Source organism: Bacillus sp. SN1, assembly GCF_002796895.1.
GTDB classification, from domain to species: Bacteria; Bacillota; Bacilli; order Bacillales; family Bacillaceae; genus Bacillus; species Bacillus inaquosorum.
The window spans coordinates 1,013,893-1,040,070 of record NZ_PHIE01000001.1; the positions used below are offsets into that span (position 1 = coordinate 1,013,893).

Sequence of the window (26,178 nt, forward strand, 5' to 3'; positions counted from 1 at the left end):
CTCCGCTGAACTTGATGATCAATGAGCGGAACGGTGCGCTCCGTATCCTGCGTCATCCTGATTATAAAAAACGCATCAATTTCATATGAATCCATCTGTATCGCTTCATGATAAAAAATGTGCAGGTAAAGCCTTTTGCCGCGCCTCATTTAAAAAAACAGATTGAGTCTTAAAGAGATATTCATGGCTTATATCATACTTCACGTTTATAAAGTACTGATCTACCTGAAGGATCGGCAGCAGATAAGTTCTGTTTTTTGTTTTGAATAGAAAATGACTTGTGACAGTGCTGAATTGTCTTCAAGCCTTAAAACCATACACACACTTTCAACTGTTTCACTCCGCTTTTTTTTAAAAAAACAAGAGTGTATATCCAATGATATACACTCCGGTTTATTATGCTTTTTCAATTTCGAGAAGAAGATCTCCCGTTTGGATCGGCTCGCCATTTTTGACATGAACCTGCTTGATTGTTCCTGAGAAAGGCGCCTGAACCGTTGTTTCCATCTTCATCGCTTCATTGATCATCAAATGATCACCTTTATTGACTTTTGTACCTGCTTCAGTCAATACCTTAATAACCGTTCCAGGCATAGAAGCTGCGATGTGGCTTGGGTTTGTCCGGTCCGCTTTCAGCTTTTCCTGAACGGAAGACTTGATGCTTTCGTCTTTAATGACAACCTCGCGCGGCTGTCCGTTCAGTTCGAAATAAACGACGCGAGTGGCATCAGGCTGAGGCTCACCGATTGAAATCAGCTTGACAATCAATGTTTTTCCGCGCTCAATTTCCACTTCTATTTCTTCACCTAAGGTCATGCCATAGAAGAATGTCGGCGTATCTAATACCGAAATGTCTCCATAGCTTTCTGCCGTTTTCACATAATCAGAGAAGACTTTAGGATAAAGGGCATACGCCACAGCATCTTGATCTGAAATCTCCAAGTTATGCTGCTCTTTAAAATCCTGTTTGATTGCTTCAAAGGATACCGGCTCTAACAGTTCTCCCGGTCTGACCGTAATCGGCTCCTGGCCTTTTAAGATCAGCTTTTGGAGTTTTTCCGGGAATCCGCCATGAGGTTGGCCAATATTTCCTTTGAAAAGCTCCACTACAGAATCAGGGAAATCTAATGATTCGCCTTTTTCGTAAACGTCCTTTTCAGTGAGATTATTTTGCACCATATAGAGCGCCATATCTCCGACTACTTTAGAGGAAGGCGTTACCTTCACGATGTCACCGAACATATCGTTGACGCGTCTGTACATTTCCTTAACTTCATTCCAGCGGTCGCCAAGGCCTACTCCTTTCGCCTGCTGCTGCAGGTTGCTGTATTGGCCTCCAGGCATTTCGTGCTCATAAATTTCAGTATGCGGAGACTTCATTCCGCTTTCAAATTCACTATAATATTTACGCACTGACTCCCAATACTGGGACAGCAATTCAACGTCTTGAACATTCATTTCCGGACGGCGGGCGTTGCCTTCCATCGCATGATAAAATCCGCTCGCGCTAGGCTGAGACGTTAATCCCGCCATTGAGCTGACCGCCACGTCTATAATATCAACGCCGGCTTCAACAGCTTTCGCATACATAAAAATACCGTTGCCGCTCGTATCATGCGTATGAAGGTGAACCGGAATGTCGATCGTCTCTTTCAATGCAGAAACGAGTTCATATGCAGCCTGCGGTTTTAACAGTCCCGCCATATCTTTAATTCCGAGAATATGGGCTCCGGCAGCCTCAAGCTCCTTCGCCATCGACGTATAATAAGCAAGATCATATTTCGTGCGGTTCTTGTCAAGAATATCTCCCGTGTAACAAATCGCTGCTTCTGCCACTTTGCCGGTATCCCGAACAGCATCAATGGCTAACGTCATCCCTTTTACCCAGTTTAAGCTGTCGAAAATACGGAACACATCAATACCGGCTTGAGCGGATTGCTTCACAAATTCTTTAATCACATTGTCCGGATAATTCGTATAGCCGACCGCATTTGATGAACGAAGCAGCATCTGGAATAAAGTATTCGGCACTTCCTTGCGAAGGTCCTCCAAACGCTTCCACGGATCTTCTTTCAGGAATCGGTAAGCTACATCGAAGGTCGCGCCTCCCCACATTTCCATGCTGAATAGCTCAGGCCATAAAGCAGCCGTCGGATTCGCGATTTTTTTCAAATCATGAGATCTGAATCTCGTCGCCAATAACGATTGGTGGGCATCCCTGAATGTCGTATCAGTTAAAAGGACAGATTTCTGCTCCTTAACCCATTTCGCAAGCCCTTCAGCACCTTTTTCATCGAGAATTTGCTTTGTCCCTCTGGCAGGCTGCTGATCAACGTCTACTTTTACGTTTAACGGCTTGTCAAACGCCGGTTTTTCTTTTTTACCGATTCCAGGGAACCCGTTCACTGTCACATTGCCGATGTAAGTGAGCATTTTCGTTCCGCGGTCTTTCTGTTTAGGGAAAATAAATAATTCAGGTGTTGTATCAATGAAAGATGTATCATATTGCCCTGTCAGGAACTTCTCATGCTTTGCAACGTTCTCAAGAAACGGAATGTTTGTTTTAATGCCTCTGATTCTAAACTCCTGAAGGTTTCGGACCATTTTGGCCGCCGCCTGTTCAAACGTTAAAGCCCAAGTGGAAAGCTTAACGAGTAGTGAATCATAATACGGTGTAATCACGGCTCCTTGGAAGCTGTTTCCAGTATCAAGACGGACACCAAAACCGCCGCCTGAGCGGTAAGCCATGATTTTTCCTGTATCAGGCATGAAGTCATTTTGCGGATCCTCAGTCGTAACCCGTGACTGAATGGCATAGCCGTTTGTAGAAATGTCCTTTTGCTCAGGAATATTTACTTTTTTGCTGTGAAGGCTGTGCCCTTGGGCAACAAGGATCTGTGTTTGAACAATGTCGACACCTGTAATCATTTCTGTAATCGTATGTTCAACTTGTACGCGAGGGTTTACTTCAATAAAGTAGAACTCGTTGTTTGCAACAAGGAATTCAACCGTACCTGCGTTTATATAGTTTACATTTTTCGCAAGCGCAACTGCCGCTTCACAAATCTGATCTCTCAATTCAGGTGACAGCGAGACACTCGGTGCCACTTCAATGACTTTTTGGTGGCGTCTTTGAACAGAACAGTCCCTCTCAAAAAGGTGGACGACATTGCCCTGCTTGTCTCCAATCACCTGAACCTCAATATGTTTCGGATTTTCAATCAATTTTTCTACATAAACTTCATCATTGCCAAAGGCTGCTTTTGCTTCTGATTTTGCACGCTCATATGCTTCTTTGACTTCACTTTCAGATCTGACAATCCGCATACCGCGGCCGCCGCCGCCAAGCGAAGCTTTAATGATAATCGGATAACCGTTAGTTTGTCCAAATTGTTCGACTGCTTCAAGCGTTTCTGCAGGACCGTCGCTTCCGGGAATCACAGGGATTCCGGCTTTTTCTGCCTGCTCACGCGCTTTTACCTTGTCACCAAACATATCTAGATGCCCGGATTTTGGACCAATGAATACGATGCCTTCTTCTTCACATCGTTTCGCGAAATGGATATTTTCAGATAAGAAACCGTATCCCGGATGAATCGCATCGACTTTGTTTCTTTTCGCAATATCAATGATACCCTCAATATCCAGGTAAGCATCAATCGGTTTTTTCCCTTCACCGACCAGGTATGCTTCATCCGCTTTGTACCGATGGTAGGAACCGGAATCTTCTTTTGAATAGACCGCAACAGTACGAATATTTAATTCGGTACAAGCCCGGAATATTCGGATTGCAATTTCTCCCCTGTTTGCTACTAATACTTTTTGTATCGTTTGCTGAGACAAACTTTTCTCCCCCTTACCCGAATGGAATATAATCTATCATAGCGAAATATCCTTCCCATGTACACACTTGTTTTTTACAGATAAACAGTTTTTTTGAGCTGTTTCTTTTTCATTCCCTTCGGCGCCAAGGGCTCTCTCTTTTTCTTATTCTCTGAATATTTCACAAACATGCTGATATTCGCTAATATCCCCATACTCGCCAGCAGCAGCACTAAAGAAGAGCCCCCGTAACTGATAAATGGCAGCGTAACCCCCGTAATCGGAATTAATCCGCTGACACCGCCAAGGTTAATAAACGATTGTATGGCGATCATGCTCGAAATGCCGATCGCTAGAAGACTTCCAAACGGGTCCTCGCATTTCCTGGCAATATAAAAGCCTTTTATTACGATAAAACCCAATAGGAAAATCACAAACAATACCCCAAAAATACCTAGTTCTTCAGCAATCACGGCCATGATAAAGTCAGTATGTGATTCAGGCAGATATCCGTATTTTTGAATACTTTCACCGAGTCCCAGACCGAAAATACCGCCTGAGCCGATCGCATAATATGAATTGATCACTTGTAAACCTGATGAATCCGCATATTTAAACGGGTCTTCAAGGCTCTCAAAACGATCTAAACGCTTTTCTGTTAGGATCTTGTCCTTATTTAAATAAATAATCGGGCTGACCAGTATTAAAACAATCCCGCCCAACAAAATAAGCTTTACCAACGTTTTTCCGCTGAAACCTGAGCACAAAATCATGCATGTTGCAATTAAAGCGATAATCGACGCTGTACCGATGTCAGGCTGCATAGCAATCAATCCGCAAAGAATGATTGTCATCACCACTGGAGGCGCCACTCCCGTTAACAGATGATCAATATAGCTTTGTTTTTTGGCGTATACGGCCGCAAGATATAATATGACCACCAGCTTGACAAATTCGCCCGGCTGAAAACTCAATCCGCCAATTTTAAACCAGCTTTGTGCGTTTCCGGCAACATGCCCGAATACGAACAGCGAGATAAGCGCCAGAACAGAAACAAGCAGCATGCCCTTCTGAAACTTCTGGTGAGCCAGTGCTTTGTAAGGAAACAAAGCCATGAGAATAAAAAGAGCGCCCCCCGCAATTAAAGCAAACAGCTGCCGCATGAAGAAAAAATTACTGCTTACTCCATACCGAGAAACAGCCGTAATCATGCTTGAGCTGTATACCATCACTAAACCGAATCCGCATAATAAAACAATTGCGAATATCAGTGAGTAATCATAAGATTTTAGCATTTTTTTTAACATAACATCCTCTTCCCTGCTTCTAACTTCCATTATCTATGGTTTTTATGTATTTCTATTTTTTTATTTTACTACAATTTATCAAACGAGACGAAGAATCTCTATACGATTCGGAAGGAATGTGTAAAAAAAGACCGTCTTTAAGGAGATGAGAGAAAATCAGCGGTTATAAAAAAACCCAAACTGTTAATAAGTTTGAGTTTTATCATTTATTTACCTGTAAACGCGTCATGTAAAGCAGACAATTCGCGCTCCAATGTGTATAAAAGGTCTTTACCGTCTTTTTCATCAACCAATCCCAGGCGGACAGCAAAATCGATTTCCCTCGAAAGCCCGAACATTTGAGTATCTAAAACCTCTTCATATAGAGGACATTGAGGCATCGTTAAGTTATCCATTTGTACTCGGATCAGCTTCAAAATCTTCTCAGCGTCAACTTTTAAGAGCTCAAAAGCTTTTTGCCGATGGTCAACTATCATCTCTGAAGCCAAAAGTATCCCTCCGTTCCCCAGGCGAGTACCTAATTCTTCTATTTATCATAAAGGGTATGAGCAGAAAATGCAAGAGGATTTAAGCAGATGCCATAAATTAAAAAATACTCAGCCTGTACATGTCAGACATTATTTTCAAAAGCTTTACACCCGCAATGCTGTTCCCTTTTTCGTCCAATGCCGGGCCGAAAATGCCGATCCCGAAATCGTAAGGCGAAATGCCCATAATCCCTCCGGATACGCCGCTTTTTGCAGGAATTCCGACCTTAATTGCAAATTCCCCGCTTGCATTGTACATTCCGCACGTCACCATAAACGTTTTGCAAATTCTCGCAACATCTTTTGAGATGACTTGCTCCCCAGTCTCAGGGTGTCTGCCGTTCAGCGCGAATACAGATCCGATTTTCGCCAAGTCCAGGCTGTTCATCTCAATCGCACATTGCTTCGTGTATAAATCCATTACAGCTTCTACATCATCTTCAAAAATGCCGTACTGCTTCATATAATAACACATTGCCCGATTAATCATTGACGTGCTGTATTCAGATTCAGCCACTTCCCGGCAGTATGTAATCTCTCGGTTGTTTGTCAGCCTTCTGATAAAAGAAAGCAAATAATCAAGTCTCTCTTTCACCGTCTTCCCTTTAATCAAGCTTGTCACGACCAATGCCCCGGCATTGATCATAGGGTTTAACGGCTTGCTCGGATTCACTGTTTCCAGCTTGATAATTGAATTAAACGGATCACCGGTCGGCTCCTGTCCGACATAATTGAAGACCTTATCTTTGCCGTATTCCATTAACACCAATGCAAGTGAGAGGACTTTCGATATACTTTGAAGCGTAAATGTTTTTTCTACGTCACCCGCTGACAGACAAGCATTATTGGAATAATAAATCGCCACTGACAGATCGTTTTTATCAGCTTTTGCCAAGGCGGGAATATAGCTGGCTACTTCCCCCTTGTCTGTCACCTTTTTTGCCTCTTTTACTAAGGCTTCAAGCTCGTCATTATGCCGGCATACCATGCAACCACCCTCGCTCCCTGAGCATTTCAATACACATAATTTGTACACAAAGTGACAATTCATGCGAAAACTTTTATAATTTTGAGAGAAGGGGGTTATATCATGAGTGTTATACAAGTAAAAGGCAATGTTACATATCCGATCACCATTGATCCGAGTGTATGGATTTTTGATGATCGCAAATTTTCGTTTGACCACAAAGGGGACGGTCAAGACATACATTTACAATCAGCCGGGGATGAATCGGATCTTGATCCTGAACGCGTGATCAGAGAAGGCCGGATTGCGCCGCCAACATTAAAGACGGAAAAACAATTCGAGAAGCAAAAACTGATGAACGGCAGTTTCGCAATGAAACTTGGAACTGTTCTGAAAAATGCCGAGCCGCTCAGCTCCGCGACACAATGCGTATTCGTCACAAGTTCGGGAAAGGCCGCCGTTCCTCTTGAAACCGCTCTGAACAGTATTGTCCATTTCAGTGAAGCAGGCAAGCCGATTCAAGAAGGCGGCCCCGTACATATTTACTTTGAATATCCAGTTGATCACGAACAGCCGATCACCCATATAAAAGAAATTGAAATCGTTTAGTATTACAGCAAGTCAGCGGCCAGCTGAGCGAGACCTGATCTCTCACCTTTTAACAGCTTCACGCTGCCTGAGATGGGTTGTCCTTTAAATCGCTCAACCACATAGGCCAAACCATTGTTCAAACTGTCTAAATATGGGTGATCAATTTGTTCAGGATCGCCCATTAAGACAATTTTACTGCCCTCACCGACTCTCGTCAGCAGCGTTTTCACTTCATGCCTGGTCAAATTTTGTGCTTCATCAATAATAATAAATTGATCTGGAATACTTCTCCCCCTGATATAAGTCAGCGCCTCAACCTGAATTGAGCCAATACCCGACAGAATGGCCTCAAGCTCCCCCGGTTTTTTCGCATTAAACAGAAACTCTAAGTTGTCAAAAATCGGCTGCATCCAAGGCTTTAGCTTTTCCTCTTTTTCGCCGGGCAAGTATCCGATGTCTTTGCCAACAGGAACAATCGGTCTTGCGACGACCAGCTTTTTATATATTCCTAAGTCTTCTGTCTGCAATAGCCCCGCCGCCAATGCTAAAAGCGTTTTGCCGGTTCCTGCTTTTCCGATCAGGGTGACGAGCGGAATATCTTCACGCAGCAAAAGCTCTAATGCCATTGTCTGCTGTACATTTTTCGGCCTGATTCCCCATACATGTTCATCATCAAATACAAGCCTTTTTAAGACCTTTCCTGTTTTATCTGCAATTCCGACAGCTGAGGATGATCCTCCCAGCTCATCCTTCATTAAAGCGAATTGATTCGGATAAAATGCGTGCTGTTTTAAATCATTTACTGAAATTTGATTTTTCCCATAAAAAGAGCTGAGCAGTTGCTGGCTGATATATAAATCCTTATAGCCGCTGTACATTTCATCATTATCCACAACCCGGTCATTTAAGAAATCTTCAGCATGCAGCCCGATTGCGTCTGCTTTAACTCTGACCAATACATCCTTGCTGACAAGGATAACCGCCCTGCCATCTTCCTTCGTTTCTTCCTCAAGGCTTAAGTTTTTAGCAACAGCTAATATACGATTATCGTTCGTTTTTTCAATAAAGATCTCTTGCAGCTGGTGAAACGAACGATGATTCAGTTCAATTCTCAATGTGCCCCCAGTGTGGAGCGGGACCTGCTCATGCAGCCTGCCCTTTTGCCTTAGCGCATCGATCAGCTTAGATACGTGCCTTGCATTCCTCCCAACTTCGTCCATATACCGTTTTTTTGAATCAACCTCTTCTAATACAACAGCAGGGATGACAACCTCATTTTCTTCAAAAGAAAATATCGCGTTAGGATCCTGTAATAACACATTCGTATCTAACACATAAATTTTACTCAAGTCTCAGCCTCCTGATATAAGGGTCAAAGTTCTTCCTGCTTCTCTTACGATGAAAAAGGTGAATGCCTGCTAAAATATATGTTTTTGTGCATAAAGATAGAAGGTTAATTCAACAATAAAATTAATGAATGTATCTCAAGGAGGGAACCCGCAAGTGCGAATTCTTTTCATTATCATACAGCTGACGCTTATCCTGTCCGCATGTGCCTACCAGCAAGGAAGACAGGATCAAAATGTTGAAGAAGAATCAACAAGACAACAGGAAACCAAACCGATTCACGTAAAGGACACAACTCAGGAGACAAAAGACAATGGAACAAGAACGGATATTGCCAAGCATCTTGTCAGCGTTGCTGAAAAAATCCCTGATGTCAAGGATGCAACAGCCGTTGTGCTCGGAGGATATGCCGTTGTGGGGATTGACGTCGATGATACTTTGGACAGAAGCAAAGTGGAAACCATTAAATATTCTGTAGCCCAAGCTCTAAAAAATGATCGATACGGCGCCAACGCAGTTGTCATTGCTGACCCAGATACGGTCAGCCGCCTGAATGAAATGAGCAGGGAAATCAGTGAAGGCCGTCCGGTGACAGGCATATTAGATGAATTGGCTGCGATTGTCGGCCGAGTGCTTCCGGAAGTGCCTAACGATGTGATTGATAATGAAGACGAGCCGCAAACAAAGCAGCAAAATGATCAATTAAACAGAAAGCAGCAGCAGGAAATGGATCAGGAGCAAAACGATCAATCTGATCATCATATGAAAAAGAATAACAATGATTAAGCTATAGCCTCGCGCTTTAGCTTTTTCTTATTTTGGACAGCTTCTGATCCGTGCTATAATACATGTTAGTGAAAGAGGTGATATGATGAGGGTCCAATGTTCTATTTGCGATAAAATTGAAACTATTGATGATGATACCCTGATCGCGAAACGGCTTCGAAACCGCCCAATCCATACATATATGTGTCAGGAATGCCACGACCGGATTACCAAAAAAACAGAAGAACGGCTGAAAACGGGAAAATTCACTTTTCATCCGGGACAGCAGAAGAAAGAAAAAGTCAAAAAATAAAGCAACGCTTTACCATAAAGAACAAAAAAGACTCAGCTTCTCAGCTGAGTCTTTTTATGATTTTGCAGACTGTCCCTTTTTCGACTGATACAGCCGAATTTTGTAAATGATTAAAATCAGCGCAGCGACGACCAATCCCTCTGCCACGGGCAAAAACACTCCTAAAAAGGTCAAAACAGTGCAGCCCAAAGCCAGAAATACATACACCACTGCTGATTTTAATACCGGAAGCCGTTTAGCAAAGCCAAGCTTAAACACAATAACGGCTAGCACAAAAATCGTGCCGTACAGCAGCCACATGCCTGCCGCAGGCTGCCGGTCTACTTGATATAGAGCGGCAAAGAACGACAGGCGTTCATTTACGTCATTCAAAAAGATTCCCTCCCCTGCAAACGTGCGGGTTCTATCTTTTCAAATTCTGCAAGAGATTAAGACAATCCTGCTGTTTTTTTCTTTTTAGCTGCTTTTTCACGTTCGTTTTTATTGAGGATTTTCTTTCTTAAACGGATGGATTCAGGCGTTACTTCACAGTATTCATCTTCGTTTAAGTACTCTAGAGACTCCTCAAGAGACATGATACGCGCTTTTTTGATTGTAGTTGTCTGATCTTTTGTCGCAGAGCGGACGTTCGTCTGCTGTTTCATTTTGCTGACGTTAACAACAAGGTCGTTGTCACGGTTATGCTCTCCAACGATCATTCCTTCGTATACTTCAGTACCCGGCTCAACGAAGATAACACCGCGGTCTTCAATTCCTTGAATACCATAAGATGTCGCTTTTCCGTTTTCCATTGACACAAGCACACCTTGACGGCGTCCGCCGACTTGGCCCGCCTGCATCGGCTGGTAGCTGTCAAACGTATGGTTCAGAATACCGAATCCGCGTGTTAATGACAGGAACTCTGTAGAGTAACCGATCAATCCGCGGGAAGGAACTGTAAAGATGAGACGGACTTGGCCGTTACCGTTATTGATCATATCAATCATTTCGCCTTTGCGGGCACCCATTGATTCCATGACAGAACCTGTATGCTCTTCAGGAACATCGATTTGTACACGCTCAACAGGCTCACAGCGTACGCCGTCGATTTCTTTGATGATAACTTCAGGTTTTGACACCTGAAGCTCATAGCCTTCACGGCGCATATTTTCAATTAAAATTGACAAGTGCAGCTCACCGCGTCCGGAAACAACCCAAGCATCAGGAGAAGCTGTAGGCTCGACACGCAAGCTCACATCCGTCTGAAGCTGTGACTGAAGACGCTCTTCGATTTTGCGGGCCGTTACATATTTGCCTTCACGGCCTGCAAACGGACTGTTATTTACGACAAATGTCATTTGAAGTGTCGGCTCATCAATGCGAAGCACTGGAAGCGGATCTTGATGGTCTACAGGACAGACCGTTTCACCAACGTTGATATCTTCCATACCGGAAACCGCAACGAGGTCTCCCGCTTTTGCTTCTTCAATTTCCACACGCTTTAAGCCTTGGAAACCGAAAATTTTTGTTACACGGAATGATTTAGCCGTTCCATCAAGCTTCATAAGAGAAACCTGCTGACCGACTTTCATCGTGCCGCGGAATACGCGTCCGATACCGATACGGCCTACATAGTCGTTGTAGTCAAGAAGGGCAACTTGGAATTGAAGCGGCTCCTCTGCATTATCAACAGGTGCCGGAACATGCTTAATAATCGTTTCATATAAAGCTTCCATGTTTTCATCCTGCTGTTTCGGATCAAGACTCGCTGTTCCATTAATCGCTGAAGCGTATACTACTGGGAACTCGAGCTGCTCTTCATTGGCATCAAGCTCAATGAACAGATCAAGAACCTCATCGATAACTTCCTCAGGACGAGCAAAGTCACGGTCAATTTTGTTTACAACAACAACCGGGTTCAGGTTTTGCTCAAGAGCTTTTTTCAGAACGAAACGAGTTTGAGGCATACAGCCTTCATATGCGTCAACGACAAGCACTACGCCGTCAACCATTTTCATAATCCGTTCTACTTCTCCCCCAAAGTCTGCGTGTCCAGGGGTATCCAAAATATTGATGCGTGTATCTTTATAGTTAATCGCAGTATTTTTCGCCAAAATTGTAATGCCGCGTTCGCGTTCAAGATCATTAGAGTCCATTGCGCGTTCAGCAACCTGTTCGTTGGCACGGAACGTACCAGCCTGATGTAAAAGCTGATCGACTAGAGTCGTTTTCCCATGGTCAACGTGGGCAATAATCGCGATGTTGCGAAGATCATTTCGAAGTTTCACTTTTTCATCTCCTAATAAAATTAGATAACTTTCATATTATACCACACATCCTCTTTAAAAGCGTCACGTTTTTCTGTAAACTTATGATAAGACGTAAAAGGGGATGGAAAATATGAAAAAAATGAATTGGCTTTTACTATTATTCGCATTTGCAGCGGTTTTCAGCATTATGCTGATCGGCGTCTTTATCGCTGAAAAAAGCGCAATAGGCATTGCAGCCAGCATTGTACTTGTTTGCGCCGTTATGGGCGGCGGATTTACATTAAAAAAGAAAATGCGCGAGCAGGGCTTGCTTGATTAAAAGCATTGCCCCGCTGGAGACATTGTAATCAAAAAACACCGCAAAGAAAGCGGTGTTTTTTATTTCATTAAGTCTTATCTCCCCTGTTTCTTAGTCGGGAAGATGCAAAACAGGATTCATACATAGACAATCGTTCTAACGATTACACATGTGACGGCCAAAAGTAGTTCGGCAACGGCATACATAAAATACCATAGAGCCTATTTTTCTCATACTAATCTCTCCCTATAATGGAATTTGTAACATAATTCATAAAAGGGAGAGAAGAAACATGAAGAAAACATTTGTAAAAAAAGCTATGCTAACGACTGCCGCAATGACCTCAGCTGCTCTATTAACGTTCGGCCCTGGTGCAGCCAGCGCAAAAACATTGGCTGATAACACTGCTGTTCATGTTCAACATCAGACAATTACAAACGAAGATTTCAATACATTCATTGATATATTAAATCAATGTATATACGAACAAGACGGTGTGTATTATTTTGACAGTGAAAAAGCTGTCGAGCTAGGCATGACAAAAGAAGAGGCTCAAGTAATCGCAACATTATGGGAGTCGACATCAGAATTTTTCAATGTTGTTTCACAATGTGTGTATGTCGAAGATGGAAATTACAAATTTGACACAGAAAAAGCAATTGAACTTGGCTTCACAGAAAAAGAAGCACTCGCACTTGAACAATTTTTCTCTGCTGTTTCCCTAAAGATCCACATTCTTCAAGCAGCAATTGTATTACAGGACGGTGTATACAGCTATGATAAAGATGCAGCGGTACAAGCAGGCGCGACAACTCTGCAAACTGACGTTTACGAAAAACTCTTCGGTGCTCTGTCACAAGAACAGCTTGCCGCAATCTACGAAATGATTCATCCCCAAGCTTAATCTAAGGAAAAGCGCTTGTCCGTTTTCCGGCAAGCGCTTTTCCTTAGATCAGCAGTTTGATGATCAGCATCACGGCAACAGCCGCTCCAAACCAGCAGGCAGCTTTAACGATCAGCAAACCGTAGTACCTCTGTTTAAACCGTATTTCCTCTTCCGGCAGAAAATTCTCCTCAACGGCCTGTTCACCTTCCAATTCAAAAGGCTCAGCCATCATGTCAAACATTTCTCTGCAGCTGCTGCAGGTTTTTAAATGCTCTTCAATGACGTGTTCCGTTTCTCTTTTACAATCACCTTCAAGATACAGAGGAAGCAGGTCTCTTACTAGAAAGCAGGTCATATCCCCTCCTCCTCTCTTCTTTTCGCCATGTTTTTCTTAAGCTCTAATCTGGCTCGGTGAAGTGTGGTTTTCACCTTTGCAAGACTCCATCCTAATATCTCCGCGATTTCTTCATCAGTCGGTTAGACAGCCGGCTTGTCAAAAAGTTTCAATAAGAAACAAAAAATCTCTCATCTTCTCTTTGATATGTAAAAAGACATAACACTTGCAATGCACCATCACATGACACATGACTCATCTTGATATTATTCAGCAAAAATAAACACAGGACAATTCTATCAATTTTGTCTAGTTATGTTAGTTTTTGTTGAGTATTCCAGAATGCTAGTTTAATATAACGATATAAAGATTTTTCAGTATTTTCAAAAAGGGGGATTTATTGTGGGTTTAGGTAAGAAATTGTCTGTTGCTGTCGCTGCTTCGTTTATGAGTTTGTCAATCAGCCTTCCTGGTGTTCAGGCTGCTGAAAGTCATCAGCTTAAAGAGAATCAAACAAATTTCCTCTCCAAAAACGCAATTGCGCAATCAGAACTATCTGCACCAAATGACAAGGCTGTCAAACAGTTTTTGAAGAAGAACAGCAACATTTTTAAAGGTGATCCTGCCAAAAGGCTGAAGCTTGTCGAAAGCACGACTGATGCCCTTGGGTACAAGCACTTTCGATATGCGCCTGTGGTTAACGGAGTGCCTATTAAAGATTCACAAGTGATCGTTCACGTCGATAAATCCGATAATGTCTATGCGATCAATGGCGAATTACACAATCAATCTGCTGGCAAAACAGAAAACAGCCAAAAAGTCTCTTCTGAAAAAGCGCTGGCACTCGCTTTCAAAGCCATCGGCAAATCACCGGACGCTGTTTCTAACGGAACGGCCAAAAACAGTGATAAAGCCGAGTTAAAAGCGGTAGAAACAAAGGACGGCAGCTATCGTCTTGCTTACGATGTGACGATTCGCTATATCGAGCCTGAACCTGCAAACTGGGAAGTCTTAGTTGATGCCGAAACAGGCAGCATATTAAAACAGCAAAATAAAGTAGAACACGCTGCCGCCACTGGAAGCGGAACAACTCTAAAGGGTGCAACCGTTCCTTTGAACATCTCTTATGAGAGCGGAAAATACGTTCTAAGAGATCTTTCAAAACCAACAGGCACTCAAATCATCACATATGACTTGCAAAACAGACAAAGCCGCCTTCCGGGAACGCTTGTCTCAAGCACAACTAATACATTTACAACTTCATCTCAGCGGGCAGCCGTTGACGCCCACTATAACCTTGGTAAAGTGTACGATTATTTTTATTCGACATTTAAACGGAACAGCTATGATAACAAAGGCAGTAAAATCGTGTCTTCCGTTCACTACGGCACTCGGTATAACAATGCTGCATGGACAGGCGATCAAATGATTTACGGTGACGGCGACGGATCATTCTTCTCTCCGCTTTCCGGCTCATTAGATGTGACAGCACATGAAATGACACATGGCGTCACTCAAGAAACGGCCAACTTGATTTATGAAAATCAGCCGGGGGCATTAAACGAATCATTCTCTGACGTATTCGGTTATTTTACAGATACAGAAGACTGGGACATTGGTGAAGACATTACAGTCAGCCAGCCTGCTCTCCGCAGCCTGTCCAATCCGACAAAATACGATCAGCCTGACAATTATGCCGATTACCAAAACCTTCCAAACACAGATGAAGGCGATTATGGCGGCGTACACATAAACAGCGGAATTCCAAACAAAGCCGCTTACAATACCATTACAAAGCTTGGTGTATCTAAATCACAGCAAATCTATTACCGTGCGTTAACAACGTACCTCACGCCTTCTTCCACGTTCAAAGATGCAAAGGCAGCTCTTATTCAGTCTGCCCGTGATCTGTACGGCTCAACTGATGCCGCTAAAGTTGAAGCAGCCTGGAATGCTGTTGGATTGTAATATTAGAAAAAGCCTGAGATCTCTCAGGCTTTTTTTCGTTACATGTATTGATTTTCGTTTCTGTTGTAAGTATAATCATTACAACGAAAGGATGATACCATGAGAATCAGCACCCGCTTCACGATAGCCGTACATATGTTGTCTCTATTAAATGTGCGGACGGATCACCTCACCTCAGAACAAATGGCTGACAGCGTAAATACCAATCCAGTCATTATCCGCCAAATCAGCCGCTTATTAAAAAAAGCAGGTCTAATCGATGTGAAAAGGGGTTCGGGTGGGGCTTATTTATTAAAAGATGCAGACGCCATCACTTTATACGACATCTATAAGGCCACTGAAGTTGTTGAAGAAGGCGCGCTTTTTCATTCCCATGAAAATCCCAACCCAAACTGCTGGGTCGGGGCAAATATTCATCGTGTTCTCGAGCTCATTTTATTAAAAGCCCAAGACGCCATGGAGAATATATTGAAGGAAACAAGCGTAAAGGAACTGACTGAATTAATCGTTCAAAAAAGGAATGCTTCACAGTAAGCATACTTTTTTTATAACCGTTGTAATGAAGTTTATTACAACGGTTAAACCCTATTTCATACTGGAGATGATGAGATGAAAGAAATAAAAGAACTTCATTGGGAGCAAAATGTTAATTCATATGTACAACTCATTCCCGATATTGAATTTTCAACCGTAGAAAATACTACTCTTACATTAAATTTGCTGGTGCGCCGTGATCCAATGGATGCGTTGTTTGACAAAAAAGGCAACCAAGAAACCTACCCTTTAATAATTTATTTACAAGGATGCGGCTGGGGCTGGACAAAACAGGATACATACGCCTTTTTGCCTCAGCTTGCTGAATTTGCAAAAGAGGGGTACACCGTCGCAAGTGTGCAGTACAGAGGAAGCGGCGATGCAGTCTTCCCCGCTCAGCTGCAGGATGTAAAAACAGCAGTGCGTTTTTTAAAAGCCAACGCTTCAGCATACAATATCGATCCGCAAAACATCGGGGTTTGGGGAGATTCTTCCGGCGGACACTTGGCTCTACTGCTCGGATTAACTGAAGGATTAAAAGAATTCGATGGAAACCGGGAATATGCCCATGTATCGAGTCGAGTGCAGGCCATTGCAGATTGGTTTGGGCCGACCGATTTACTGACAATGAGCCGATATCCGTCTATTTTTGATCATGACTCCCCTCATTCTCCTGAATCAAAGCTTATTGGCGGGGCAATTCAGGAACATAAGGAAAAAGCCAGAAAAGCCAGCCCTATTGAATATGTACATCGCAAGGCGCCGCCAATTCTTATTATGCATGGTGATCAGGATGACGTCGTTCCGTATGAGCAAAGCGCTGAATTTTATCACGCACTAAAAAAAGCAGGCCACGATGCCATTATGTATAAAATAAAGGAGGCCGGACATATCGGTTTTACCCAGCATCATACTCTTGACATTGTAAAAGATTTTTTTAACTGCTATCTAAAGAATGAACGTAAGCATATGAAATAAAGGAAGTTCATACGACTGAAGAAAGAGCAAAAACATTGACAAAAAATTTTATTTATGCTATAATTTACTATTAATATATTTGTATGTATAATAAGATTCTCCTGGCCAGGGGAATCTTATTTTTTTATGGGAGGATCATTTCATGAGGAAAAATGAGTCCAGCTTAACGTCTTTGATTTCAGCTTTTGCCCGTGCGTATCACAGCCGATATGACACGCCTCTCATTTTTGATGATTTTATTGCAAAAGAGCTTATTAACGAAAAAGAGTTTTCCGACATCAGCGAGAATATGATTCAAGGAATCACGTTTTTCAACAAAGAGATTGCTGAACGCCTGCAAAATGATCCCGAAGAAATATTAAAATGGGTTACGCAAGTCCAGCTGTCGCCCACGCCCTTAGCACGTGCTTCGTATTGCGAAAAAGTCTTACACAACGAATTGATGCTTGGAGCAAAACAGTATGTCATTCTTGGGGCCGGGCTCGATACTTTCTGTTTTCGGCATCCTGAATTGGAAAACAGCTTACAAGTTTTCGAGGTTGATCATCCGGCTACACAGCAATTCAAAAAAAATAAGCTAAAAGATGCAAATCTGACATTGCCTGAACATCTTCACTTTGTTCCTATGGATTTTACCAAAACGTTTTCGTATCAGCCTCTTATAGATAAAGGATTTGAAAACACAAAAACATTCTTTAGCCTTCTGGGAGTGTCTTATTATTTAACACGAGAAGAAAATGCAGGCTTGATCAGCAATTTATTTTCTCATGTCCCATCAGGGAGCTCTATCGTTTTTGATTATGCGGACGAAACACTCTTTACAGCAAAAGGAACATCAAATAGAGTTGAACATATGGTGAAGATGGCTGCTGCAAGCGGAGAACCGATGAAATCTTGCTTTACTTATGATGAAATTGAAAGAATGTTAGAGTCATCAGGTTTGCTGATTTATGAACATCTATCACCAGCCGACATTAATGGCCTTTTCTTTGGCAATCGAACAGACTATTTGTCAGCGTTTGAAACGATTCATTATATTCATGCGGTGAAAAAATAATTTTGTAACAGATGCCTCTCAATTTTGGGAGGCTTTTTAAGGTACTGGCATACAAAAAATAAGCTGCCGTCATCATACGGCAGCTTACGCTAAAGGCTTTACCAGGATCAAAAATGATTTGCCTTTCTCATCATTTTCCGTTTTCAGCTGTTCAAAGCCGCATTGGCTCAAAAACAGTATCCATTCACTGCGGTCAATGGGAACTGCCGCAAACATCGCTTTATGTTTGTCTCTAAGCGATTTGCTGATCCGTTCAATAATTATCCTCGCATGCCCCTTTTTTTCTTCAGCCGGGTCTACCAGCACCGTTCCAAGCCACGGCTTTCCATTGGAAGGCGCCCACTCGAGATGATAGCTTACGGCAACAGGATGACCATCTTTTTCCCATACAAGCCATGACCCGTTGTACATGGAATAGGAGATTATATAGCTTTCTGCATCCTTCTCCCCAAACTCCTCCTCTTTCCATACAGGATGAGCCTCCGCGAGCTTCTCTAACAAGCTGAGGTCATCCTGTTCAAAAGGCCTACTTTCCAGCATGAAGATACTCTTCAAATATCGTTTTATGTATAGATGGGTTTCCGGCCAGCACACTGTGATTTTCTAAAAAGGTAAACGGCTCTCCCTCAATGGTCGTATAAATGCCTCCTACTTCATTTAACAGCACACAGCCGGCTGCATAATCCCATGGCGCAAGCCGCATCGTGATGTAAGCATCTATTCTTCCTGCCGCGACATTTGCCAGCTCTAAAGCGGCAGAACCGTAGGATCGTGTGCCTCTGACTCTTTTCACAAGGGGCGCTAGCACACTTGAATCAATTCTTCTGTTTTCCGTTACCCATGTCGCATTAATGGCAAGAATCGCTTCTTCAATGACGGTTTCTTTTAAGGGAGCCAGCTTCGTTTCATTCATATAAGCTCCTCTGCCGCTAAATGCGTGATACAGCTCATCATGCACCACATCATAAATTAACCCGATTTTCCCTTCTCCGTTTTCAAAAATTCCGATTGAAATTGCGAAATTTCTCTGCTGGTGCACAAAATTCATCGTCCCGTCAATCGGGTCGATAATCCAGACGACTCCCTCAAGTGAGTGGAGTTTGTCCCCTTGCCCTTCTTCGCCGAGTATGCGGTGTCCCGGAAACGTTTCTTGAATGCGGTCAATGAAAAACTTTTCCGTTTCTTTGTCAATATTGGTGACTAAATCATTCGGATTTGATTTCGTTTCAATTGTCAGGCTTTCATGCATGGATTGTTTAATTCTCGCGCCTGCTTCTCTTACCCATTTCTTTGCAATTTCATCAATTTCCGTCCAATTTGTCATTCGTGCGTACCTCTCTTCTATGTAGACCTTTATTTTATAGGATACTGATAACGGCGGTGAAAAAGCAAGGAAAATGAAAAATATCCCTTCTCATGTAAAAACGAACCATTCACGCGGTTCGTTTTCACTATCGCTTTTTTACCCGTTAAGACGAATCCATTCTTTTCTGAGTCGCTCAAGTTTGTTTTTGCTTTGCTCAATCTGTTCTTCATTTTCTTTTTGCATTGCTTCATATAGGGTTGCCAATTCATAATCAACCTCTAGTCTCCAGACAGCTACACGATTGTTTTTCTCTTCCTTAAATCCCTCTTTCACAACTTGCCTCATTGTCTTTCGCCCCTTCCAGAGATCATTTGTTTGTAAAAAAGCATCCCATTTTGCCATTCAACAATGATTACTTCTTATATCGTATGATTGTTCTATTTGCGCGTAACATGATTCTGAAAATTGTGTGTTTACCTACTCGTTTATTACCACATTTCCCCTTTCTTCAAACGCGCTCAATCTTTTTGCCGCTCGTCCTAACTGTGATAAAATATGTATACTTAGCATGAAGGAGGAAAATCATGACACAAATGCGTTTTACGGAAGAAGACTTTAACACATTTACAATAGAAGGCTTAGACGCGCGCATGGAAGTATTAAAAGAGACGGTTCGTCCGAAGCTTACAGCTCTAGGCGAACATTTTGCCCCAACTTTATCAGCTCTAACCGGAGATGAAATGTTTCCGCATGTGGCAAAGCACGCAAGAAGATCCGTCAATCCCCCCGCTGACAGCTGGGTGGCGTTCGCAAACAGCAAAAGAGGCTATAAAAAACTGCCGCATTTTCAGATTGGTTTATGGGAAAGCCACGTATTTGTGTGGTTCGCGATTATTTATGAATCCCCTATCAAAGAAGAATACGGCAAATTGCTTGAAGCGAATCAGGAAACGATTACCAAAAATATTCCAGACAGCTTCGTTTGGTCCGCAGATCACACAAAACCGGGAGTACATAAGCAGTCTGAAATGGACAAGGAACAGCTGAAGACGTTGTTTGAGCGTTTGCAGACTATAAAGAAAGCCGAGCTGTTATGCGGCATCCAGCTTCAAAAAGAAGAAGTGCTGAATATGAATAACCAGGAATTCCTTCAGCGTATCGACGATGCCTTCCAGCAGCTTGCTTTTCTGTACCGTTTTACCCAAAAAGTATCACAAGCATAAAAAAGAGCCGGGATATCACCCGGCTCTTTTTCTTACATCTTAATCTTCGCCTGATCAGATTCTCTTGCTTGTTTGACCGTACGATATGGAGAGTATGTACTTTGTTCTTCAAACTCGCTGCATAGCTTTTTCTCCTCGGCCTTCCCCGGGACAATCTCCTTGAAACGGCGGTAAGTTTTAAGCAGCTCTTCACGATCTGCGCCTTTTTCATATGCATGCTCAACCTGCTGGAAAAACGCAATCACATCTACTGCTTCTTCGGTTGTCCAATCTTCATTCATCGGATATTGGTATTCCATTTTCTTCACTCCTTATAGATTTGCTTCCCTTTAGAGAAAGCATCTTCATTTGATCATAAATTGTTCTTTACATTCTTTCAAGTTCATAATATAATTCATTTGTTTTACGTCTAAAAAACGGTTGAGAAACTGATTTTAATACACACTATTATGCATAGGTATGATTACAAAGGTGGGAAAACAATTGTCGCAACATGAAACACCCTTATACACAGGACTGAAAAAGCATGCAAGCAGACAGCCTGTTCAATTCCACATTCCCGGCCATAAAAAAGGGGCAGGAATGGACCCAGAATTCAGACAATTTATCGGTGAAAACGCGTTAAGCATAGATTTAATCAATATTGAACCATTAGATGACCTGCACGCGCCAAAAGGCATCATTAAACAAGCACAGGATCTGGCGGCTGAAGCATTTGGCGCGGACCACACATTTTTTTCTGTTCAAGGAACAAGCGGCGCCATTATGACAATGGTGATGGCTGTTTGCGGACCTGGAGATAAAATTATCATTCCAAGAAATGTGCACAAATCAATTATGACAGCTATTGTATTTTCCGGAGCGATCCCAATCTTTATTCATCCTGAAATTGACAATGAATTGGGCATCTCCCATGGCATTACACTTGAATCTGCTAAACGGGCGCTTACCGAGCACCCAGATGCAAAAGGGCTTCTCGTCATCAACCCGACATATTTCGGTGTTGCAGCCGACTTAAAAAGCATCGTAGAACTCGCTCATTCGTTCGACGTGCCGGTGCTTGTTGATGAAGCACACGGCGTTCATATTCATTTTCACGATGAATTGCCGCTTTCAGCTATGCAGGCAGGAGCAGACATAGCAGCGACAAGTGTCCACAAACTGGGCGGATCACTAACACAAAGCTCTATTTTAAACATGAGAGAAGGCCTTGTATCTAAAGACAGAGTGCAATCCATCCTGAGCATGCTGACAACAACGTCAACATCTTACTTGCTTCTCGCCTCTCTGGATGTTGCCAGAAAACGCCTTGCAACAGAAGGCCATCAGCTTGCTGAAGAGACACTGAAGCTTGCCAACCAGACGAGAGATCACCTCAATCAGATTGAAGGCATTTATTGTGTCGGTTCTGAGATTCTTGGTTCGAAAGCAGCTTACAGCTATGACCCGACAAAATTGATTATCTCTGTCAAAAATCTTGGGCTTACAGGTCATGACGTTGAAAAATGGCTTCGTGAATCCTTTAATATTGAAGTTGAGCTTTCAGATCTGTACAATATTTTGTGTATTTTCACCCCTGGTGACAGCCAAAATGATGCAGACCGGCTTGTAGAGGCTTTAACGGAGATCGCACATCAAATGTCAGAACAAGATGTAACACATCAGCAAACTGAGGTTCTGCTTCCGGAAATTCCTTTATTGGCAATGACACCGCGTGATGCTTTCTATGCAAATACGGAAGTCATCCCATTAAAAGAAGCATCCGGACGGATTATCGCTGAATTTGTCATGGTATATCCGCCTGGTATCCCAATCTTCATTCCAGGTGAGATTATTACAGAAGAAAACATCAGCTACATTTTCAAGAACCTCGACGCAGGTCTCCCTGTTCAAGGGCCTGAGGACTCGACGCTAAACATGATCCGGGTCATTAAAGAGCAAAAAGCGATTCAATAAATAAAAAGCATGCGGCTTGAGCCGCATGCTTTTTTTACTCTTCATCAACAGGACATTGACATTGTCCGCAGCATGTTCCGTATAATGTTGTCACTTTCTCATCTTCAAAGTAATGAATGGCTTCGTTGCAATCTTGGCAAACAATCGTACCCATCTCTTATTCCCCATTTCTTTGAAATTTGAAAACGCTTAATTTCTTTTGTTGCTATTATATTAATATGTCACATTTAAAATGTCAACAACAAATTGTATAACACATTTATTTCTATATCCTTATATATAGCGTATTTTTTCGTCTTCCATCACACTATATCTTCTTCATGCAACAGCTTTAATCGATACATATGCCAAAACACATAAATGATTTCATGTTTTCTTGAACGTTTATTGAAGAACACAGCGATAAATCCTATATACCCCCAGATCGCTATTTTAAACGATTGATATGATATGTAATGTCACTTTAAAAACGGTTTCAATTATATAACAATTAGGTAACAAGAAGCAGTTTAAGCCGCCTCTCATGATAAACTAAAACTAGTTTACTATTGTTTATACAGAGGAGAAGATAGATGCGATATCGCGCGGTATTCCCCATACTGATAATAGTATTTGCTTTATCGGGCTGTACGCTTTCCACCATCAATCCGATGAAAAAAAGCCGGATTGACAACATTCATCATACACAAATCCTGTTTTTTTCTGATGAAAACCAAATTGACCAGGAAGCGCCATATTATGATGCACTGCTTGATTTAGAAAAAGATTATCCTGAGCAAATAGATAAAATGAAGGTCTATGATAACAAAGAGGGCTGGGAAGATGAGATTGAAACCGTCCCTACCCTTATGGTTGTGGATCAGCGCCATGTCGTGGTAAAAATCGAGGGATGTGTGAAAAAGAAAGAAGACATCATTAAACCATTACAGCATGTGCTGTCAAAATAAAAAAACAGCCCCGCTTTGAGCGAGGGCTGTTTTTGATATGAGCATTATTTTACGATGTGAATCGGACTTCCGATTGCCACTTCAGCTGCTTCCATTGTGATTTCGCCCAATGTTGGGTGAGCGTGAATTGTCATCGCGATATCTTCAGCAGTCATGCCGCCTTCGATCGCTAAGCTTAATTCAGAAATCATGTCAGAAGCACTTGCGCCGGCGATTTGCGCACCGATCACAAGACCGTCCTCTTTACGAGTGATCAGCTTCATGAAGCCGTCTGTTTCGTTAAGAGAAAGCGCACGGCCGTTTGCTGCAAATGGGAATTTAGCAGCAACGATATCAAGACCTTCTTCTTTCGCCTGTGCTTCAGTGTAACCAACTGATGCAAGTTCAGGCTCAGAGAAGACAACCGCAGGAATACCAAGGTAATCGATTTCTGCAGGCTCTCCAGCGATAGCTTCTGCTGCGATTTTACCTTCGTAAGATGCTTTGTGAGCAAGCGGCGGTCCTTCGATAATATCACCGATTGCATAAATGTTAGGTACGTTTGTGCGGCACTGTTTGTCAGTTTTCACGACACCGCGGTCCGTCATTTCAATACCGACTTGCTCAAGACCAAGCTCGTCAGTGTTTGGACGGCGTCCTACTGTAATCAGTACGTAATCAGCATCAACAGTTTTTTCTTCGCCTTTTACTTCAAAAGTAACTGTTACGCCGTCTGGTCTTTCTTCAACGCCTTTAGCCATCGCATTTGTATGGATTTCAACGTTGCCTTTTTTCTTCAGTCTGCGTGTAACGAGAGAGCTCATTTGTTTTTCGAAGCCAGGAAGAATTTCATCTCCGCCTTCAAGAATAACAAGCTCAGTTCCGAAGTTAGCATACGCAGTTCCAAGCTCAGTTCCGATGTAGCCGCCGCCGATAACAACGAGCTTCTTAGGAATTTCTTTAAGAGCCAAAGCGCCTGTTGAATTTAGGACACGCTCAGTATATTTGAAGTTTGGCAATTCGATAGGACGAGAACCAGTTGCAATGATTGCGTTTTTGAACGTGTATGTTTGAGCAGAGTTCTCATCCATAACACGAACTGAATTGCTGTCTACAAAGTAAGCTTCACCTTTTACAACATCTACTTTGTTGCCTTTAAGAAGACCTGCTACACCGCCAGTAAGCTTGTTTACAACAGAAGCTTTCCATTCTTGAACTTTTGTGAAATCAACTGATACGTTTTCAGCAGTGATTCCCATGTCGTCAGAATGCTTTGCATTCTCATAACGGTGGCCTGCATTGATCAGCGCTTTTGAAGGGATACATCCAACGTTCAGACAAACGCCTCCAAGAGTTGCTTTTTCAACGACTGTTACTTTTTGTCCAAGCTGTGCAGCGCGGATGGCAGCTACATAGCCGCCAGGTCCCGCACCAATTACAAGAGTATCTGTTTCAATAGGGAAATCTCCTACTACCATAACATTACGCCTCCATTAAAATTAATTGTGGATCGTTCAGTAAACGCTTGATGTGATTTAATGCATTTTGCGCAGTTGCTCCGTCGATCATACGGTGGTCGAAGCTGAGAGAAAGAGCTAAGACTGGAGCTGCTACGATTTCGCCATCACGAACAATCGCTTTTTCTGCAATGCGTCCGATACCAAGAATCGCAACTTCTGGATGGTTGATAACCGGAGTGAACCATTGTCCGCCGGCAGAACCGATGTTTGTAATTGTGCAAGATGCGCCTTTCATTTCAGCTGGAGCAAGCTTGCCTTCACGAGCTTTTGTTGCAAGGCCATTGATCTCATCAGAAATTTCAAAGACAGATTTACGATCTGCATTTTTCACAACCGGTACAAGCAAACCTTTTTCAGTGTCTGCAGCGATACCGATGTTGAAGTAATGTTTTTGGATTACTTCATCTGTTTTATCGTCAATTGACGTGTTTAAAACAGGGAATTTTTTCAGTGCAGATGTAAGAGCTTTTACAACGTAAGGCAAGTAAGTCAGCTTGATTCCTTGATCAGCAGCAACCTGTTTGAACTGTTTACGATGTGCAACAAGGTTTGTTACGTCCACTTCGTCCATTAACGTTACGTGAGGAGCAGTGTGTTTAGAGTTAACCATCGCTTTCGCAATTGCTTTACGGATACCACTCATTTTTTCGCGTGTTTCTGGGAATTCGCCCTCTGGAGCTGGTGCAGCAGCCGGTTTAGCAGCTGTTTCTTGTGGTGCAGCTGTTTCTTGCGGCGCAGCTTCTTGCGCTCCTCCGTTTACAAAGCTGTCGATATCTTCTTTTACAACACGTCCGTTGTTGCCTGAACCAGATACTTTACGGATGTCTACGCCTTTTTCACGAGCATATTTACGTACAGAAGGCATAGCGATCACGCGTTTGTTCGGGTCAACTTCAGCTTGATCCTGCTGTCCTGCACCAGTTGCTTTTGCAGGCTCTTGAGCTTGCTCTTCTTTCGCAACGTCTTGTCCAGCTTCTGCAGTTGACTGAACTTGTGCTTCAGTTTTCGCATCGTCAGACTCATCGCTGCCTTTAAATTGAAGATCTTCGTAACCAGGTGCATCAAACGTAATGATCGTTTGTCCAACAGTTGCAACCGTTCCCTCTTCAACTTTTAATTCTAATACTTTTCCTTTAACAGGTGAAGGAATTTCTACTACTGCTTTATCATTTTGGACTTCAGCCAGTACATCATCTTCGTCTACCTCATCGTTAGGCTTGACAAACCATTTTACGATTTCGCCTTCGTGGATACCTTCCCCGATATCTGGAAGTTTAAATTCAAATGCCACAGTTCTCGACCTC

General features: G+C 42.6%; 27 protein-coding genes and 1 pseudogene. 12 read left to right on the forward strand and 16 right to left on the reverse strand.

Annotated elements, in window-relative coordinates:
- Positions 1 to 396: 396 nt before the first annotated feature.
- The 4 genes from pyc to glsA all read right to left on the reverse strand — a co-directional run bounded on the left by pyc (position 397) and on the right by glsA (position 6,644).
- Positions 397 to 3,843, reverse strand: a complete 3,447-nt coding sequence (gene pyc, locus CVV77_RS04885) for a pyruvate carboxylase (protein WP_100274754.1) — start codon at positions 3,841 to 3,843, stop codon at positions 397 to 399.
- A 74-nt stretch (positions 3,844 to 3,917) separates the two neighbouring features.
- The gene (gene ftsW, locus CVV77_RS04890) at positions 3,918 to 5,129 is read right to left on the reverse strand and encodes a cell division protein FtsW (protein WP_100274755.1); all 1,212 of its coding nucleotides are present in this window, start codon (positions 5,127 to 5,129) and stop codon (positions 3,918 to 3,920) included.
- Between the two features lie 206 nt (positions 5,130 to 5,335).
- Positions 5,336 to 5,617 (reverse strand): Fpa/YlaN family protein, encoded by a 282-nt coding sequence (locus CVV77_RS04895; RefSeq protein ID WP_003221339.1) that lies wholly within the window; start codon positions 5,615 to 5,617, stop codon positions 5,336 to 5,338.
- 97 nt (positions 5,618 to 5,714) lie between these two features.
- Complete coding sequence (gene glsA / locus CVV77_RS04900; RefSeq protein WP_100274756.1) at positions 5,715 to 6,644, reverse strand: glutaminase A; 930 nt, start codon at positions 6,642 to 6,644, stop codon at positions 5,715 to 5,717.
- 102 nt (positions 6,645 to 6,746) lie between these two features.
- Between glsA and CVV77_RS04905 the strand changes: the two genes are divergently transcribed.
- The gene (locus CVV77_RS04905) at positions 6,747 to 7,232 is read left to right on the forward strand and encodes a hypothetical protein (RefSeq protein WP_084992586.1); all 486 of its coding nucleotides are present in this window, start codon (positions 6,747 to 6,749) and stop codon (positions 7,230 to 7,232) included.
- A gap of 2 nt (positions 7,233 to 7,234) precedes the next feature.
- On the opposite strand, the gene CVV77_RS04910 is transcribed toward CVV77_RS04905, so the two are convergent.
- Positions 7,235 to 8,563: a PhoH family protein gene (locus tag CVV77_RS04910; protein ID WP_003238759.1), complete on the reverse strand. Its 1,329-nt coding sequence runs from the start codon at positions 8,561 to 8,563 to the stop codon at positions 7,235 to 7,237.
- A 154-nt stretch (positions 8,564 to 8,717) separates the two neighbouring features.
- On the opposite strand from CVV77_RS04910, the gene CVV77_RS04915 reads away from it, so the two are divergent.
- Together CVV77_RS04915 and CVV77_RS04920 are read left to right on the forward strand one after the other, a co-directional pair.
- Positions 8,718 to 9,347, forward strand: a complete 630-nt coding sequence (locus tag CVV77_RS04915) for a YhcN/YlaJ family sporulation lipoprotein (protein ID WP_019258313.1) — start codon at positions 8,718 to 8,720, stop codon at positions 9,345 to 9,347.
- A gap of 82 nt (positions 9,348 to 9,429) precedes the next feature.
- Positions 9,430 to 9,639, forward strand: a complete 210-nt coding sequence (locus tag CVV77_RS04920; protein ID WP_003238763.1) for a YlaI family protein — start codon at positions 9,430 to 9,432, stop codon at positions 9,637 to 9,639.
- Between the two features lie 54 nt (positions 9,640 to 9,693).
- Here CVV77_RS04920 and CVV77_RS04925 read toward each other — a convergent pair whose 3' ends face one another.
- Together CVV77_RS04925 and typA are read right to left on the reverse strand one after the other, a co-directional pair.
- Positions 9,694 to 10,011 carry a YlaH-like family protein gene (locus tag CVV77_RS04925; RefSeq protein WP_003238765.1) on the reverse strand — a complete coding sequence of 106 codons (318 nt, stop codon included), beginning with the start codon at positions 10,009 to 10,011 and terminating at the stop codon, positions 9,694 to 9,696.
- Between the two features lie 56 nt (positions 10,012 to 10,067).
- On the reverse strand, positions 10,068 to 11,906 hold the full coding sequence (gene typA, locus CVV77_RS04930; RefSeq protein WP_019258311.1) for a translational GTPase TypA: 1,839 nt from the start codon (positions 11,904 to 11,906) through the stop codon (positions 10,068 to 10,070).
- Between the two features lie 112 nt (positions 11,907 to 12,018).
- Between typA and CVV77_RS04935 the strand changes: the two genes are divergently transcribed.
- Positions 12,019 to 12,207, forward strand: a complete 189-nt coding sequence (locus CVV77_RS04935) for a YlaF family protein (protein WP_003238768.1) — start codon at positions 12,019 to 12,021, stop codon at positions 12,205 to 12,207.
- 271 nt (positions 12,208 to 12,478) lie between these two features.
- The gene (locus tag CVV77_RS04940) at positions 12,479 to 13,090 is read left to right on the forward strand and encodes a hypothetical protein (RefSeq protein WP_100274757.1); all 612 of its coding nucleotides are present in this window, start codon (positions 12,479 to 12,481) and stop codon (positions 13,088 to 13,090) included.
- 43 nt (positions 13,091 to 13,133) lie between these two features.
- Here the strand turns inward: CVV77_RS04940 and CVV77_RS04945 are convergent, their stop codons facing one another.
- On the reverse strand, positions 13,134 to 13,427 hold the full coding sequence (locus tag CVV77_RS04945; protein WP_003238772.1) for an anti-sigma factor family protein: 294 nt from the start codon (positions 13,425 to 13,427) through the stop codon (positions 13,134 to 13,136).
- Positions 13,424 to 13,540 (reverse strand): annotated as a pseudogene (locus CVV77_RS04950) (sigma factor-like helix-turn-helix DNA-binding protein); the annotation flags it as partial. The gene CVV77_RS04945 and the pseudogene CVV77_RS04950, both read right to left, overlap by 4 nt.
- Before the next feature lie 268 nt (positions 13,541 to 13,808).
- Here CVV77_RS04950 and nprE point away from each other — a divergent pair.
- From nprE to CVV77_RS04970, 4 genes are all read left to right on the forward strand, one after another.
- A complete protein-coding gene (nprE, locus tag CVV77_RS04955; protein WP_100274758.1) occupies positions 13,809 to 15,374 on the forward strand; it encodes a neutral metalloprotease NprE in 1,566 nt (521 codons plus the stop codon).
- Positions 15,375 to 15,473: 99 nt separating this feature from the next.
- Positions 15,474 to 15,908 (forward strand): Rrf2 family transcriptional regulator, encoded by a 435-nt coding sequence (locus CVV77_RS04960; RefSeq protein WP_019258305.1) that lies wholly within the window; start codon positions 15,474 to 15,476, stop codon positions 15,906 to 15,908.
- A 75-nt stretch (positions 15,909 to 15,983) separates the two neighbouring features.
- Complete coding sequence (locus CVV77_RS04965; protein WP_100274759.1) at positions 15,984 to 16,886, forward strand: prolyl oligopeptidase family serine peptidase; 903 nt, start codon at positions 15,984 to 15,986, stop codon at positions 16,884 to 16,886.
- 142 nt (positions 16,887 to 17,028) lie between these two features.
- Complete coding sequence (locus tag CVV77_RS04970) at positions 17,029 to 17,943, forward strand: class I SAM-dependent methyltransferase (protein WP_100274760.1); 915 nt, start codon at positions 17,029 to 17,031, stop codon at positions 17,941 to 17,943.
- A gap of 84 nt (positions 17,944 to 18,027) precedes the next feature.
- Here the strand turns inward: CVV77_RS04970 and CVV77_RS04975 are convergent, their stop codons facing one another.
- The 3 genes from CVV77_RS04975 to CVV77_RS04985 form a co-directional block, all read right to left on the reverse strand.
- Complete coding sequence (locus CVV77_RS04975; protein ID WP_100275140.1) at positions 18,028 to 18,444, reverse strand: GNAT family N-acetyltransferase; 417 nt, start codon at positions 18,442 to 18,444, stop codon at positions 18,028 to 18,030.
- Between the two features lie 25 nt (positions 18,445 to 18,469).
- Entirely contained in the window at positions 18,470 to 19,267 is a 798-nt protein-coding gene (gene suhB, locus CVV77_RS04980) for an inositol-1-monophosphatase (RefSeq protein WP_019258302.1), read from the reverse strand.
- 138 nt (positions 19,268 to 19,405) lie between these two features.
- Positions 19,406 to 19,594, reverse strand: coding sequence for a hypothetical protein (locus tag CVV77_RS04985; protein WP_009967148.1), 189 nt, complete (start codon positions 19,592 to 19,594; stop codon positions 19,406 to 19,408).
- A gap of 239 nt (positions 19,595 to 19,833) precedes the next feature.
- Between CVV77_RS04985 and CVV77_RS04990 the strand changes: the two genes are divergently transcribed.
- Complete coding sequence (locus CVV77_RS04990) at positions 19,834 to 20,472, forward strand: YktB family protein (protein ID WP_003238795.1); 639 nt, start codon at positions 19,834 to 19,836, stop codon at positions 20,470 to 20,472.
- A gap of 32 nt (positions 20,473 to 20,504) precedes the next feature.
- On the opposite strand, the gene CVV77_RS04995 is transcribed toward CVV77_RS04990, so the two are convergent.
- The gene (locus tag CVV77_RS04995; protein ID WP_088110981.1) at positions 20,505 to 20,771 is read right to left on the reverse strand and encodes a UPF0223 family protein; all 267 of its coding nucleotides are present in this window, start codon (positions 20,769 to 20,771) and stop codon (positions 20,505 to 20,507) included.
- Positions 20,772 to 20,955: 184 nt separating this feature from the next.
- Between CVV77_RS04995 and speA the strand changes: the two genes are divergently transcribed.
- Complete coding sequence (speA, locus tag CVV77_RS05000; protein WP_019258300.1) at positions 20,956 to 22,428, forward strand: arginine decarboxylase; 1,473 nt, start codon at positions 20,956 to 20,958, stop codon at positions 22,426 to 22,428.
- 34 nt (positions 22,429 to 22,462) lie between these two features.
- Here speA and CVV77_RS05005 read toward each other — a convergent pair whose 3' ends face one another.
- A complete protein-coding gene (locus tag CVV77_RS05005) occupies positions 22,463 to 22,582 on the reverse strand; it encodes a GapA-binding peptide SR1P (protein ID WP_003232305.1) in 120 nt (39 codons plus the stop codon).
- 418 nt (positions 22,583 to 23,000) lie between these two features.
- Here CVV77_RS05005 and slp point away from each other — a divergent pair, with 418 nt between their 5' ends.
- Positions 23,001 to 23,375 carry a peptidoglycan-associated lipoprotein Slp gene (slp, locus tag CVV77_RS05010; RefSeq protein ID WP_003238801.1) on the forward strand — a complete coding sequence of 125 codons (375 nt, stop codon included), beginning with the start codon at positions 23,001 to 23,003 and terminating at the stop codon, positions 23,373 to 23,375.
- Between the two features lie 44 nt (positions 23,376 to 23,419).
- Here the strand turns inward: slp and lpdA are convergent, their stop codons facing one another.
- Positions 23,420 to 24,832 carry a dihydrolipoyl dehydrogenase gene (gene lpdA / locus CVV77_RS05015; RefSeq protein WP_003222288.1) on the reverse strand — a complete coding sequence of 471 codons (1,413 nt, stop codon included), beginning with the start codon at positions 24,830 to 24,832 and terminating at the stop codon, positions 23,420 to 23,422.
- A 4-nt stretch (positions 24,833 to 24,836) separates the two neighbouring features.
- Entirely contained in the window at positions 24,837 to 26,165 is a 1,329-nt protein-coding gene (gene pdhC, locus CVV77_RS05020) for a pyruvate dehydrogenase complex dihydrolipoyllysine-residue acetyltransferase (RefSeq protein WP_019258299.1), read from the reverse strand.
- Positions 26,166 to 26,178: the final 13 nt, after the last annotated feature.